This window comes from Microcoleus sp. A2-C3 (assembly GCF_036706065.1).
Classification (GTDB): domain Bacteria; phylum Cyanobacteriota; class Cyanobacteriia; order Cyanobacteriales; family Microcoleaceae; genus Microcoleus.
The window spans coordinates 1-13101 of sequence record NZ_JAUBVX010000092.1 but is presented as its reverse complement, the minus strand read 5'-3'; the positions used below and the strand labels follow the sequence as shown (position 1 = coordinate 13101).

General features: G+C 47.2%; 10 protein-coding genes. 7 read left to right on the top strand and 3 right to left on the bottom strand.

From position 1 onward, the window contains the following. The 3 genes from QUB66_RS28745 to QUB66_RS28735 all read right to left on the bottom strand — a co-directional run. On the bottom strand, nucleotides 1–113 hold a 113-nt coding region (locus QUB66_RS28745), incomplete at its 3' end, for an FAD-dependent oxidoreductase (protein ID WP_332970138.1). Nucleotides 114–196: 83 nt separating this feature from the next. Beyond that, nucleotides 197–526: a helix-turn-helix domain-containing protein gene (locus QUB66_RS28740; RefSeq protein WP_332970653.1), complete on the bottom strand. Its 330-nt coding sequence runs from the start codon at nucleotides 524–526 to the stop codon at nucleotides 197–199. Nucleotides 527–539: 13 nt separating this feature from the next. Beyond that, complete coding sequence (locus QUB66_RS28735; RefSeq protein WP_332970652.1) at nucleotides 540–911, bottom strand: type II toxin-antitoxin system RelE/ParE family toxin; 372 nt, start codon at nucleotides 909–911, stop codon at nucleotides 540–542. 157 nt (nucleotides 912–1068) lie between these two features. Here QUB66_RS28735 and QUB66_RS28730 point away from each other — a divergent pair, with 157 nt between their 5' ends. From QUB66_RS28730 to QUB66_RS28700, 7 genes are all read left to right on the top strand, one after another. Next, nucleotides 1069–1398, top strand: a complete 330-nt coding sequence (locus QUB66_RS28730; RefSeq protein WP_332970651.1) for a hypothetical protein — start codon at nucleotides 1069–1071, stop codon at nucleotides 1396–1398. 197 nt (nucleotides 1399–1595) lie between these two features. After that, nucleotides 1596–3125, top strand: a complete 1530-nt coding sequence (psbB, locus tag QUB66_RS28725; protein ID WP_265235147.1) for a photosystem II chlorophyll-binding protein CP47 — start codon at nucleotides 1596–1598, stop codon at nucleotides 3123–3125. Nucleotides 3126–3272: 147 nt separating this feature from the next. Continuing rightward, nucleotides 3273–3368, top strand: a complete 96-nt coding sequence (locus QUB66_RS28720) for a photosystem II reaction center protein T (protein ID WP_096830854.1) — start codon at nucleotides 3273–3275, stop codon at nucleotides 3366–3368. A gap of 397 nt (nucleotides 3369–3765) precedes the next feature. Further along, nucleotides 3766–4323, top strand: coding sequence for a transcriptional regulator NrdR (gene nrdR / locus QUB66_RS28715; protein ID WP_265235199.1), 558 nt, complete (start codon nucleotides 3766–3768; stop codon nucleotides 4321–4323). Nucleotides 4324–5111: 788 nt separating this feature from the next. Beyond that, complete coding sequence (locus tag QUB66_RS28710; protein WP_332971305.1) at nucleotides 5112–6317, top strand: 30S ribosomal protein S1; 1206 nt, start codon at nucleotides 5112–5114, stop codon at nucleotides 6315–6317. Nucleotides 6318–6861: 544 nt separating this feature from the next. Continuing rightward, the gene (locus tag QUB66_RS28705) at nucleotides 6862–8271 is read left to right on the top strand and encodes an adenylate/guanylate cyclase domain-containing protein (RefSeq protein ID WP_265235151.1); all 1410 of its coding nucleotides are present in this window, start codon (nucleotides 6862–6864) and stop codon (nucleotides 8269–8271) included. Nucleotides 8272–8500: 229 nt separating this feature from the next. Next, nucleotides 8501–12718, top strand: a complete 4218-nt coding sequence (locus tag QUB66_RS28700) for a chemotaxis protein CheB (protein ID WP_332970650.1) — start codon at nucleotides 8501–8503, stop codon at nucleotides 12716–12718. Nucleotides 12719–13101: the final 383 nt, after the last annotated feature.

The window sequence follows — 13101 nt, the reverse complement described above, 5'->3', positions numbered from 1 at the left end:
GTGCGGCATCCGAGGCGAGATGTGGCGAGGGCGGCTTCGCAGCCTGAGTGTCCAGCACCTACTACGATGATGTCGAAACTGTCTTGGAATTGTACTGGGGTTTGTGCAGTCATTCGATTTTAGATTTTAGATTTTAGATTTTAGACTTTAGATTGAAGAATAGACATCTGGCAAAATTAGGTTTTAGTTTCGTCAATTAAAACTCTTCCTCTCCATTAGTGTAGCTGCTTTCTTCAAACATCGATGTTAATCCAGTAATTTTTACGGGGGGTCGATCTTTGAATTCTACGACAAATGACAACTCCCCACCCATTGCCGCGATATAACTTTGCAAAGTAGATACCAACAAATCCGCACGGCGTTCGAGTCGCGAGACATTTTCTTGACGCACATTTAATAATTCTGCCATGCGAATTTGAGTAAATTTCCTTGTTTTTCGTAAGTCTTGCAAGGTCATTTCTTCAGCCATTAATTCAACCGATCGCTTTTCGACTATTGCTCGTTGTTCGGGAGGCAAGTTTTCCATAATAGTCTTCAGGCTAATTGTCATTTGTTTCTGGCTCCATTAACTTATTCAAATGGCCGGTAAATCTACTATCTGCTATCTTAATTAGTTGCTTGTAAAATCGCTTCTCACTACTACCAGATTTGTCTCCAGCTACCAATAGAATCGCAGTTCGGCGGGGGTCAAATGCAAAAGCGACTCGCCAAACTCCATCAGCCGCCTGAAACCTAAGTTCCGACCTATTGGTGTAGGTAGAATCATTGAGAGTATCGACGTGAGGACGCTTGAGGTTTGGACCAAATTCTTGTAACAGTGTGAGTTTTGCTAAAAGCTCTAATCTGACATCAGTGGGGAATTCGGTAAACTCAGAGTAAAAATCCAAGTAAAACTCAATGTTCCATGTCATTTGGATCAATTATGCCTTACATAGCATATTATAGGTAATAGTCGATCGAATAATAATATTTATATGCACCCTTGGCGTCTTCGCAGTTCAATAATTCCGTACTGTTGCAGTTTTGCGCTATGTTAGACAAAAAAATCTCAATAAGCGTACACAGCAAATGAAATATTTCTTCTTATCCGACGGCTGGAAAGTCGGGCGCGTCTGGGGGGTTGGCGGCGAGTGGACAGTCGCCGGCTGGAGACGACAGCCGGATATCCAACAGCTCAACCTCTGCCTTTCGGATCGAAATGAAAAAATGTGGCTCTACCGCGTAGAAGACGCTGTACTCATGGTAGAAGTCCAACCCGGAACCCCTCTAGATCCGGCAGATCCGGGAAAAAATATTGGCAACGTTACCCTTACCAGACTCATCGATGCCGAGCAAGTTCTCGAACGCCTCGGGACGATCGCCGCCCGCTGCCAAATCGATAGTCCACAATTAATGTAATGTTGAACATATTGCAATCGGTTCTAACACTCGATACACTTCTTTAAATAACTTTCATTTTTATACCTCCTCCTGTGAAGGTAGAAAGGATTCGGCAAAAGACAGAATTTAAACCCCGGACATCACCGCTCGGGATGGAAAATCTGAATTTTCCGTCAAAATGACATCATCACTTACACCTTGGAGAACCGCAGTCAATGGGACTACCCTGGTATCGCGTACACACAGTCGTCTTAAATGACCCAGGCCGATTGATTTCTGTACACTTAATGCACACTGCCCTCGTGGCAGGTTGGGCCGGCTCGATGGCCCTTTACGAACTAGCAATTTTCGATCCCTCAGACCACGTTCTGAACCCGATGTGGCGTCAAGGGATGTTCGTGCTGCCCTTCATGACTCGCTTGGGAGTCACCGGTTCTTGGAACGGTTGGAGCGTCACGGGCGAAGGTAACGTCGATCCTGGCTACTGGTCTTTTGAAGGCGTTGCGATCGCTCACATCATCCTCTCTGGTTTACTGTTCTTAGCAGCAGTCTGGCACTGGGTATTCTGGGACTTGGAACTCTTCAGAGACTCCCGCACCGGCGAACCAGCCCTCGACTTGCCAAAAATGTTTGGCATTCACCTGTTCCTTTCCGGCTTGCTCTGCTTCGGCTTCGGCGCATTTCACCTTTCGGGACTTTTCGGCCCCGGAATGTGGGTGTCCGACCCCTACGGCCTGACCGGTCACGTCCAGGCAGTGGCGCCTTCTTGGGGCCCTGAAGGCTTCGATCCGTTCAATCCGGGCGGCATCGTGGCTCACCACATTGCAGCGGGCGTAGTCGGCGTAATTGCCGGTTTGTTCCACTTGAGCGTGCGGCCGCCGGAACGTCTTTACAAAGCCCTGCGGATGGGGAATATCGAAACTGTACTTTCTAGCAGTATCGCTGCTGTGTTCTTCGCGGCCTTTGTGGTTGCGGGTACGATGTGGTACGGTTCTGCTGCTACTCCGATCGAGCTTTTCGGCCCGACCCGCTATCAGTGGGACGGCAACTATTTCCAACAAGAGATCGATCGCAGAGCTCAAGCTAGCTTAGCCTCCGGCCAAAGCTTCCAACAAGCTTACGAGCAAATTCCCGAAAAATTGGCTTTCTACGACTACGTGGGCAACTCTCCTGCTAAAGGTGGTTTGTTCCGTGCTGGCGCGATGGTCAACGGCGACGGTATTGCTAAAACTTGGCTGGGGCACGCAGTATTTACTGACAACGAAGGTCGGGTTTTGTCGGTACGACGACTCCCCAACTTCTTTGAAACTTTCCCAGTAATTTTGACGGACAAAGATGGAGTCGTTCGCGCTGACATCCCCTTCCGTCGTGCTGAATCAAAATACAGCTTTGAACAAACGGGAGTTACTGTCAGCTTTTACGGTGGCGAATTTGATGGTCAAACCTTTAATAATCCTTTAGATGTTAAGAGGTTTGCTCTCGCCGCCCAAAAGGGTGAACTGTTTGAATTCGATCGCGAAACCTTGAATTCTGACGGTGTTTTCCGCACTTCAACTCGCGGTTGGTTCACTTTCGGACACGTTTGCTTTGCTTTGCTGTTCTTCTTCGGCCATATCTGGCACGGTTCTCGGACTATTTTCCGCGACGTGTTTGCTGGAGTTGAGGCTGACTTGGAAGAGCAAGTCGAGTGGGGCTTGTTCCAAAAACTGGGCGACAAGAGCACAAGAAGAGAAGAATCTATCTAGTTTTCTGCCGCCAAACAGAGCACCGGGAAACTTCCCCGGTGCACAAAAACCCGGTTTCTTCAAGAAACCGGGTTTTTTTAGTTAATAAGAAAAGCAGCAATAATTAAGATAAAATAATATAGCAAGGGAAGATAGGGAAAATTTAACATGGAAAGTGTTGCTTACATTTTGATGCTGGCTTTAGCCTTGGGCGTGATATTTTTTGCGATCGCCTTTCGGGAACCACCTCGGATTGGCAAATAATTAGCTATGCGCCTGCTGCGTTCCGTCAGGTTAACAATCGTCTAAAAACTTTTGTATCTCTCGTTGATAGCTGAGGCCCGATCCCCCTAAATCCCCCAAAAGCAAGGGGGACTTTGAGAGAATACTCTGTCCCCCCTGATAGTCGGGGGACTTTGGCGCTCTTGTCCCCCCCGGATAGTGGGGAGACGCAAGACGCTCTTGTCCCCCCCTTCTTAAGGGGGGCTAGGGGGGATATAGCCTAGTCGTCAAACAGCAGTCTAGAACTGCGTTTGACGTGAAGTTGACACCTCTGCTCAGCGCCATGTGCCGAGTCATTTTTCTAGTCCAGCCATTCATTAGACCCCACGCGGTTAGATGAATGGCAATTTGCTGGCAACGCCTGTTAAAATCAGCAATCATGCGCTGTTCCTCCTGCCAACATACAAATAGTCGCGTTCTCGAATCGCGTTCAGCCGAATCAGGTCAAAGCATCCGTCGGCGGCGCGAATGTTTGAGCTGTCAGCACCGCTTCACAACTTACGAACGCATAGAATTTGTGCCGATTACGGTGATTAAGCGGGACGGCAAACGCGAATCTTTCGATCGCTCAAAATTAGTCAGAGGACTGGTTCGGGCCTGCGAAAAAACAGGTTTGTCTTCCGGCCAACTAGAAAGCCTGGCCGAAGAAATCGAAGCGCAACTCCAAGGTCGATCGCTCCGAGAACTCGCCAGCTCAGAAATTGGGGAACTGGTGTTGTCGCACCTACGCCCGCTCAGCGAAGTCGCTTATGTCCGTTTTGCCTCCGTATATCGGCAATTTCGAGGCATCCGAGATTTTGTAGATACTCTAAATCACCTTCAAAATCCCCTCAACGAAGCCCATAATCAAGAAACTCCGTCAGATTTTGACCCAGATTTGTCAGATGCCGATGCGTGCGACCGACAAAGCCCCGCATCCTGCGCCACTCCCAGCTAAGTTCGCTCAAATTAATTTAGAAAAATATTCTGGGAGATGGAAAACCGTCTTGCGAGGAAGGCCCGGAGTTCGATCGACTCAAGGGACTCTCAGTCGAGCGAGTGTTCTTTTTTCTCAGTAACAGTGCTGGGTATGATATGATCATCATCGGTCTAAAATTGAGTATCACTAGACAACGTAAAAACTCAACTAAATTAGTTGAGTGCGTAGTCACACCGATAGGTGTTGCAGTTTAGGAAAGCTAAATTTGAACAAAACCTAACTAAAGGTCAATACGGTTTAGTTAAGCCAGATCCCCCCTAGCCCCCCTTAAAAAGGGGGGGACAAGAGTATTCTCTTTCGTCCCCCTTCTTAAGGGGAATTTAGGGGGATCTCCGGGCAATAAACAGCGTTAGCTCAACCGTATTGAAATACAGGTCGGTGACTAATTAAATACGGTAGGGCATACCGGAATTTATGCTTCTCTAAAAAGCGACCTCTACTTAGACAAGAGTAATCCTGTCACCAGCAAGTCAGCTCGCTGCATAAAGAATCTCAGTTTATTTATACCTGAGAGTGTCACAATAGTCTACTTGACTCTGCAATGTGTAAGATGAAAAGTTTTAACACAGAGCTTGGAGTAACAGTAATGGCAAGCCCGGATGTGCAGTTGCACCGGGGGAAAGTTAGCAAAAACTGACTTTAGTAAAAGATTTTGCAAGAAGTTAACCGCTTTTTCACCAAAATCTCTAATATCTGCCGGCACCAATGAAAAACATGAAGGAGAGAAATCCTAGGAAACTATTCGCATGGTCAATCTCAAAACCACAGTCAAAGACATCGGCTTTACTCACGAAGATTTTGCAGCCCTACTCGATAAATATGACTATCACTTTAGCCCGGGCGACGTAGTAGCCGGTACAGTTTTTAGTATAGAACCCAGGGGCGCTCTGATTGATATCGGTGCTAAAACAGCAGCGTACATTCCCATTCAGGAAATGTCGATCAATCGAGTCGAAAGCCCTGAAGAGGTATTGCAATCAAACGAAACCAGAGAATTTTTCATCCTCACCGATGAAAACGAAGACGGACAATTAACCCTGTCCATCCGGCGCATCGAGTATATGCGGGCTTGGGAAAGAGTGCGACAACTGCAAGCAGAAGATGCTACTGTGCGATCGCAAGTATTTGCCACCAACCGTGGCGGCGCACTTGTCAGAATTGAAGGCTTGCGAGGCTTTATTCCCGGTTCTCACATCAGTACCCGCAAACCGAAGGAAGAATTAGTCGCCGAAGAATTGCCATTAAAATTCTTAGAGGTAGACGAAGACCGCAACCGCCTAGTGTTGAGTCATCGTCGCGCCTTAGTCGAACGCAAGATGAACCGCCTCGAAGTCGGGGAAGTGGTCATCGGTACAGTACGCGGTATCAAGCCTTACGGTGCGTTTATCGACATCGGTGGTGTCAGCGGCTTGCTGCACATCTCAGAAATTTCGCACGACCACATCGATACGCCTCATAGCGTGTTTAATGTCAACGACGAAGTGAAAGTGATGATCATTGACTTGGATGCTGAGAGAGGCCGGATTTCTCTCTCCACCAAGCAGTTGGAACCGGAACCGGGCGCGATGGTCAAAAATCGCGAATTGGTTTATGAAAAAGCTGAAGAAATGGCAGCTAAGTTCCGGGAGAAAATGCTCGCTCAAAAGCAAGCTAAAGCAGGCATAGATGTTCCTGTAGACTCAACTGATGCTGATGATGATATCTCCGACGAAATGCTCGAAGATGTGCCCTCAGCAATGGAAGAGGATGAGCCCGAAGTAGCAGCAGAAGCCGCACCCGAAGTAGCAGCAGAAGCCGCACCAGAGGTAGCAGCCGAAGCCGCACCCGAAGTAGCAGCAGAAGCCGCACCGGAAGTCGCAGCAGAAGCCGCACCGGAAGTCGCAGCAGAAGCCGCAGCAGAAGCCGCACCGGAAGTAGTAGAGGAAGAAGTTCCTTCTACAACGGTCGAATAACATCGCCGTCACTGTGATTAAAAGAGGGAAAATTCCCTCTTTTTTTTTGCAGTTAGTAATTAGTAATTAGTCATTAGTAAGTAGTCATATCATGTCCGCTCGAATGACCATACTAAGATTGGTTTGTAGTCGGGGTAATTGACCGGACAGGATATCATTAAGCCTTAGTCATTAGTCAGAAGTGCTGTCCCCGCTCGCGAACAGCAGTCATTACTAATTACTAATTAGTCGCTGCTTAGTGGTTGACAATTCCCAATTCCCAATTACTAATTACCAATTCCCAATTACCAACTACCAATTATTTAACATCTTCCTGTAGATAGATGCAACGATCGCTCTTTGGATAAAAAAAGGCAGCATCATCGCTCTGCCTAAATAAACATCGCCTTTAGCCTCATAATTTGTTAAGATTTATAAACACATCAGGGACATCCGCACAGGTGCAAACTCATCAGAATTCTCAGGCAAGAACAGACCAGACGAGCAAATCATACAACAAAATGCTTAGAAATTTCTTGCCCTGACGCTCAAAGGCAAGCTGATAATGAATATCGAACTATTAAAAGAAAAACTTAAACAGCTTAAAAAACGTCCCAATTCGAGCAAAGGAACGATCGACCAAATCGAAAACTGGTTAATCGGTTCCCACATTTTGCAGAGATTGCGGATTAACCCTTACTACGTAGCAGGCGATACAGTCAAGAATGTTAAAAGAATTACTTCGGAATTTCTGCACGGAGTAAACGCCGGTGCTTTCGACTTGCACTGGGACATCCACTGTCCCCACTGCAACATGATAGCAGAGGAATTTAAGGATTTGGCAGACACATCGGAAATGTCTTTTTGCCCGATGTGCGATCGCGAGTTTAAAATTGATTTGCTCGATCGCGTCGAAGTTACTTTTTCCCTCAACAAAGAAATCGAAGACCCGCAACTGCGGCCCGTGTGCTCTCCGCCTCCGGTACTCCAGAACAAACTGCAACTGGTAACGCCTCTCTACTGCACCGAATCCGAGACTGTCACCTTAGAAAACGGTCGATATCGCTACTGCTGTCCCCTCACTTTAGCTAAAGGGATTTTACAGGTTGAAGGCGAAGAAACCGCAGACATCCAAGAAATTCAACTCAAGCAGTTAGCGGGCAAAGATTTTGACAAAAAAGAGCTGAAAGTGCGTCCGGGAAAAGTGAAAATAGAACTAACTAATACCGAACACAATTTGTCTGGGCTGATTTTGCATTCCGATGTATTGCCCGATGAATTGACATTAGAACAACTGCCCCTGCGGCTGTCAGGAATGCAACTGCTTCATCACCCGGATTACAAGCGTTTGTTTGGCGATCGAGTAATATCGGAAAGAGAGCGAGTCAAGATTCGGGCGATTACTATTATGTTTACCGATATTACCGGTTCTACCAGAATGTACGAAACGCTGGGAGATACTAAAGCTTACAATATTGTGCGCGACCATTTTGAAATTTTCTTTGAGTCGATCGAGAAATTTGGCGGTAAAGTCATTAAAACTATCGGCGATGCCGTTATGGCTTCCTTTATCAGCAACGAACAAGCAATTATGGCAGCGGCTGCTGCTGTGGCTAGTTTCAGAGAGTACAACTCAACTCGCCAACAAGAAGAGTGGATTCAAGTCAGAATTGGCATTCACCGAGGGACGGCTTTGCTCGTAAATCTTAATAATTCGATCGACTATTTTGGATCGACAGTCAACAAAGCGGCCCGCATTCAAAATCTTTCTAAAAGTGACGAAGTTTCGTTTTCCGAAGATGTTTATCATGACCAGGGATTTTTAACAGCATTAAAAGCTGCTGGAGTTTCCGAAATTCAAAGACGAGTTGAAGATTTAAAAGGGATACAAGGCGCACAAGTCGCTTTTACTGCTAAAATTAATACTGAATCAGTAATCGCCCTGTCTGCTGAACTGCTTGCTAAAAAAAGCTAATAAGGTAAGCAGATATACTGGTTATTTCCCGCTTCTCCTGGTAATTTACGCAACAGCAGATACAGTTCTTCGATCGCCTTAATTCGATCGCTCCCAAGCTACACCTCATCCTTAAGCTACTTGCGTAATTGTACTAACTTAAGTTCTAATCAGAATAGTCCGAATTACTCAGCCGCGCGCTCAACAGATATATTTGCTGCGAAATAGCTGCGGTACAGGATTTAAAATCATGACTCCTCATCAATCCTCTCCAGAAAATACACCCGAATCGATCGCCCCAGCCGCCCTCGACAGCGAACAATTAGCCACAACCGATGCCGCGTTTCCGATTGTGGGGATTGCCGCCTCAGCAGGAGGGTTGGAAGCATTTACGGGGCTACTCAGCCATTTACCAGTAGATACGGGTATGGCGTTTGTGCTGATTCAGCATTTAGCGCCCGATCACAAGAGTTTGCTGACCGAGATTCTCGCCAGAGAAACGCAAATGCCTGTTAGTGAGGTAAAAGACGGCGTAGCTGTAGAGCCGAATCAAGTCTACATCATTCCGCCAAACACCAAAATGGTGCTATCTAAAGGCGTGCTGCAACTATCACCCCGCGAGAAGATTTATGGCAAATATATGCCGGGAGATGCGTTTTTTACATCATTGGCGATCGATCGCGGACACAAAGCCATCGCCGTAGTATTATCCGGGGGAGACGGCGACGGTTCACTGGGACTCAAGGCAATCAAAGCAGCCGGAGGCATGACTTTTGCTCAATGTCAAGACACGGCAAAATTCGATAGTATGCCTAACACCGCTGTGGCTACAGGAAATGTCGATTTTGTTCTGCCACCGGAAAAAATTGCCGAGGAACTGGCAAACTACAGTCGCAATCCCCTTCTCACTTCCCCGCTTCCCCTGACAATAATTGAGGAATCGCCCGAACAGGGAGATGCCCTGGCAACTATTTTTGCACTGCTAAAATCGACCACAGGCGTTGATTTTAGCCACTACAAACGCACCACGATCGCTCGACGCATCCAGCGGCGGATGGTATTGTACAAGCTGGAGACATTGGATGATTACGCCGAACACCTGCGACACCATTCGGATGAAATCAAAGCTTTGTATGAAGAAATCTTGATCCACGTTACCAGTTTCTTCCGCGATCCCGAAGTATTTGACAATTTGAAAAAGCTGGTTTTCCCCACGATTACCCAAAATAAATCGGCAGAAGCTCCGATTCGGATTTGGGTGGCGGGATGTTCCACAGGTGAAGAAGTTTATTCGATCGCCATTTGTTTGTTAGAGTTTTTGGGCGATCGAGTTATTCCGCCACCGATCCAGATTTTTGCCACAGATATTAGCGAGACCGCGATCGGCAAAGCGAGGTCTGGCTCCTACTCAGAAAACCAGATGGTAGACATTTCACCAGAGCGCCGTCAACGCTTCTTTATTCGCGCCGAAGTAGGAGGTAGCTATAGAATCTGCAAAGTTATCCGCGAAATGTGTGTATTTGCCCGACAAGACTTAGGCAGCGACCCGCCTTTTTCCAATCTCGATTTAGTTAGCTGTCGCAATGTGCTGATCTACTTGGGAGAATCATTGCAAAAAAAAGTGATGCCGATTTTTCATTACAGTCTTAACCCAACAGGGTTTCTGCTGTTAGGCACTTCTGAGAGTACCGGCAAATATTCATACTTGTTTAGTTCAGTGGATAAAAAGTCTAAAATTTATGCTAAAAAGTTGACTGCGACTCGTCCCACTTTTTCGTTTACGCCGAGTTCCTATCCAGTCGCTAAAGTAGGTGAACGGCAGGGAGTGAATGGAAATTTGATGAATGGCTTTGACTTGCAGCGAGAAACTGAACAACTGATTTTGAATCGCTATGCCCCAGCCAGTGTGGTTGTCAACGAGCAGATGAAAATCCTGCAAGTGCGGGGAGACATCGATCCTTACTTTAAAGTGGCAGCCGGAACGCCGGACTTAAACTTGCTGACAATGGCAAGGAAAGGCTTGCTGCTCGATCTTCGCACCGCGATTTATCAGGCACAAACGCAGAACGCGACTGTTAGGAAAGAAGAAGTATCGGTTGAATGGGGCGGGCGATCGACTATCGTCAATATTGAGGTGATACCGTTCCAGCCACAGGCTGTCGAAACACGCTACATTGTGGTGCTATTTGAAGAGGCTGCACCCACGGCTCTCAACTTCTGTACCCTCACTTCCCAAAACGGCGAGCAAGGTGATTTAGATCCTGAAAATGAGCGGCTGAGGCAGGCACTTGCCACGGCCAACCAAGAAAAAAATGCTGCTCAAGCGCACCTGCAATCGCTGATCGAGGAGCAGGAAAATCTCAACCAAGACCTCAAAATTGCCAACGAAGAAATCCTATCGAGCAATGAGGAGTTGCAAAGCACCAACGAGGAGCTAGAAACTGCCAAAGAAGAGATTCAAGCTACTAACGAAGAACTCACCACCACTAACGAGGAACTTCGGAGCCGATATCTTGAACAAAGCCAGCTCAATAACGATCTGACAAATTTGCTGGCTAGTATCAATATTCCAGTCTTAATGCTGGCAAACGATTTACATATTCGACGCTTTACGCCAACGGCGCAGGGACTTTTTAATCTGATTGCCACAGATATTGGACGACCTTTTAGCGATATCCGATCGACTCTTGACGTTCCTGAGTTGGAACAGATGATTTTGGAGGTGATTGATACTCTCCAGACGAAAGAACAAGAAGTTCAAACTCAAGCGGGATATTGGTACAACCTCCGCATTCGTCCTTATCGCACAACGGAAAACCAAATTGACGGTGTGGTAATGGTTTTGATTGATATTGATGCTCTTAAACGCAGTGCCAGAACCTTAGAGGATGCCCGCAACTACGCTGAAACCATCGTGGAAACTGTGCAAACGCCTTTAGTCGCGCTAGATGCTGATTTCCGAGTGAATAAAGCAAATCGATCGTTCTATGAAACCTTTGAGGTTTCATTCTCAGATACATCAAAATCTTCGCTGTTTGAGCTAGGGAACGGGCAGTGGAATATCCCCCAATTGCGATGGATTTTGGAAGATATTCTGGTTAGTGATGTTCAGCTTGAAAACTTTGAGTTGGAGCACCTGTTTGAGCAGATCGGGCAGAAAACTATGCTGCTGAATGCTTGTAAACTTGAACGAGAAGACCAAGCTTTAATGATTTTGTTGTCGATCGAGGATATCACCGATCGCAAGCAGTTTGAGACAGTACGATCGCAGTTATTGGAGCAGGAACAGTTAGCCCGCCAACAGGCAGAAACCGCCAACCGTACTAAAGATGAATTTCTGGCGAATCTCTCCCACGAGCTCCGCAATCCCCTGACTCCGATCCTGGCGTGGGCACAACTGCTGCAATCCGGCAAGTTGAATCCAGCAGCCGTTACTCGCGCTCTAGAGGTGATCGAGCGGAGCGCGATCGCGCAATCTCAGTTAATCGAAGATATGCTGGATATTTCCCGGATTACGAGTGGCAAGCTGGCTCTCGATACCACTCAGATCGATCTGGTTTTGGTGGTGCAAGGTGCGATTGACGGGGTGCAATTATCAGCGGATGCCAAAAACATTCAAATTGTTTCGCAGTTGAGTTCTGCGACTGTTTTAGGCGATGCTGCTCGCTTGCAACAAGTTGTGTGGAATCTGCTATCTAATGCGATTAAGTTTACTCCAGCCGGGGGACGGGTGGAAATTGCGTTGGAGTCGATCGACAATCACGCCGGGCTCCGAGTCAGCGATACGGGAAAAGGCATTCGGGCCGAATTTTTACCGTATATTTTCGATCGTTTCCATCAAGGCGATTCTAGCAGCACTAAGGCTAGTCAAGGGCTGGGATTGGGTTTGTCGATCGTGCGTCATCTGGTAGAATTGCACGGGGGAACGGTGCAAGCAGAGAGTCCGGGTGAGGGACAAGGAACTACAATCACTCTGAGATTGCCGTTGCGAGAGTTGTCTGAAGTGTTGACAGGGGCGATCGATTTAGAGCCAACTGTATTGGCTGCGCCTGTGAATGTATCGAGTGATGGTGTCCCTTCTTTGGATGGTTTGCAGGTTTTAGTTGTGGATGATCAGGCTGATACCCGCGAACTCTTAGAATTTGTGCTGAAAGGCTACGGGGCGGAGGTTTTGACAGTTGGATCTGCTAGAAGTGCGATGGCTGCTTTGACTGAGCATCCGGGTAGATATGACGTGCTAATCTCGGATATCGCGATGCCGGAGGAAGATGGGTATTTCTTGATTCGAGAAGTGCGAAGCCTTGCTGCGTCAGCCGGAGGGGAAATCCCAGCGGCGGCGCTGACTGCGTATGCTGGCGATAAAGAACGCGAAAGGGCGATCGAAGCGGGTTTTCAAACACATATTGCTAAGCCTGTAAAGCCCGTTCAATTAGGATTAATTGTTGCTAATTTAGCAGGGCGATTTTAACAGTTGACAGTTGACAGTTGACAGTTGACAGTTGACAGTGAATATTTTTGAGAAGACTCGGCGGTTGAACTCTTGTCCCCCTCTTCTTAAGGGGGGTTAGGGGGGATCTCCGGGCCGAGATTACAATAATTATGACAAAACAAGTTCAGTTAACAATTTTTATAGCCCGGAGATCCCCCTCGCATCCCCCTTAAGAAGGGGGACTTTGAGAACACTCTTGTCCCCCCCTTCTTAAGGGGGGTTAGGGGGGATCAAGCCGAGATTACGAGAATGATAACAAAATAGGTTCAGTTAACAATTTTTCCGCCCCGGAGATCCCCCTAAATCCCCCTTAAGAAGGGGGACTTTGAGAAGAGTCTTGTCCCCCCCTTCTTAAGGGGGGT

What these genes read in the sequence shown, in the direction of transcription:
- QUB66_RS28740 (WP_332970653.1), bottom strand. Translation starts at nt 526, where the DNA reads ATGGAAAACTTGCCTCCCGAACAACGAGCAATAGTCGAAAAGCGATCG.
- QUB66_RS28735 (WP_332970652.1), bottom strand. Translation starts at nt 911, where the DNA reads ATGACATGGAACATTGAGTTTTACTTGGATTTTTACTCTGAGTTTACC.
- QUB66_RS28730 (WP_332970651.1), top strand. Translation starts at nt 1,069, where the DNA reads ATGAAATATTTCTTCTTATCCGACGGCTGGAAAGTCGGGCGCGTCTGG.
- psbB (WP_265235147.1), top strand. Translation starts at nt 1,596, where the DNA reads ATGGGACTACCCTGGTATCGCGTACACACAGTCGTCTTAAATGACCCA.
- QUB66_RS28720 (WP_096830854.1), top strand. Translation starts at nt 3,273, where the DNA reads ATGGAAAGTGTTGCTTACATTTTGATGCTGGCTTTAGCCTTGGGCGTG.
- nrdR (WP_265235199.1), top strand. Translation starts at nt 3,766, where the DNA reads ATGCGCTGTTCCTCCTGCCAACATACAAATAGTCGCGTTCTCGAATCG.
- QUB66_RS28710 (WP_332971305.1), top strand. Translation starts at nt 5,112, where the DNA reads ATGGTCAATCTCAAAACCACAGTCAAAGACATCGGCTTTACTCACGAA.
- QUB66_RS28705 (WP_265235151.1), top strand. Translation starts at nt 6,862, where the DNA reads ATGAATATCGAACTATTAAAAGAAAAACTTAAACAGCTTAAAAAACGT.
- QUB66_RS28700 (WP_332970650.1), top strand. Translation starts at nt 8,501, where the DNA reads ATGACTCCTCATCAATCCTCTCCAGAAAATACACCCGAATCGATCGCC.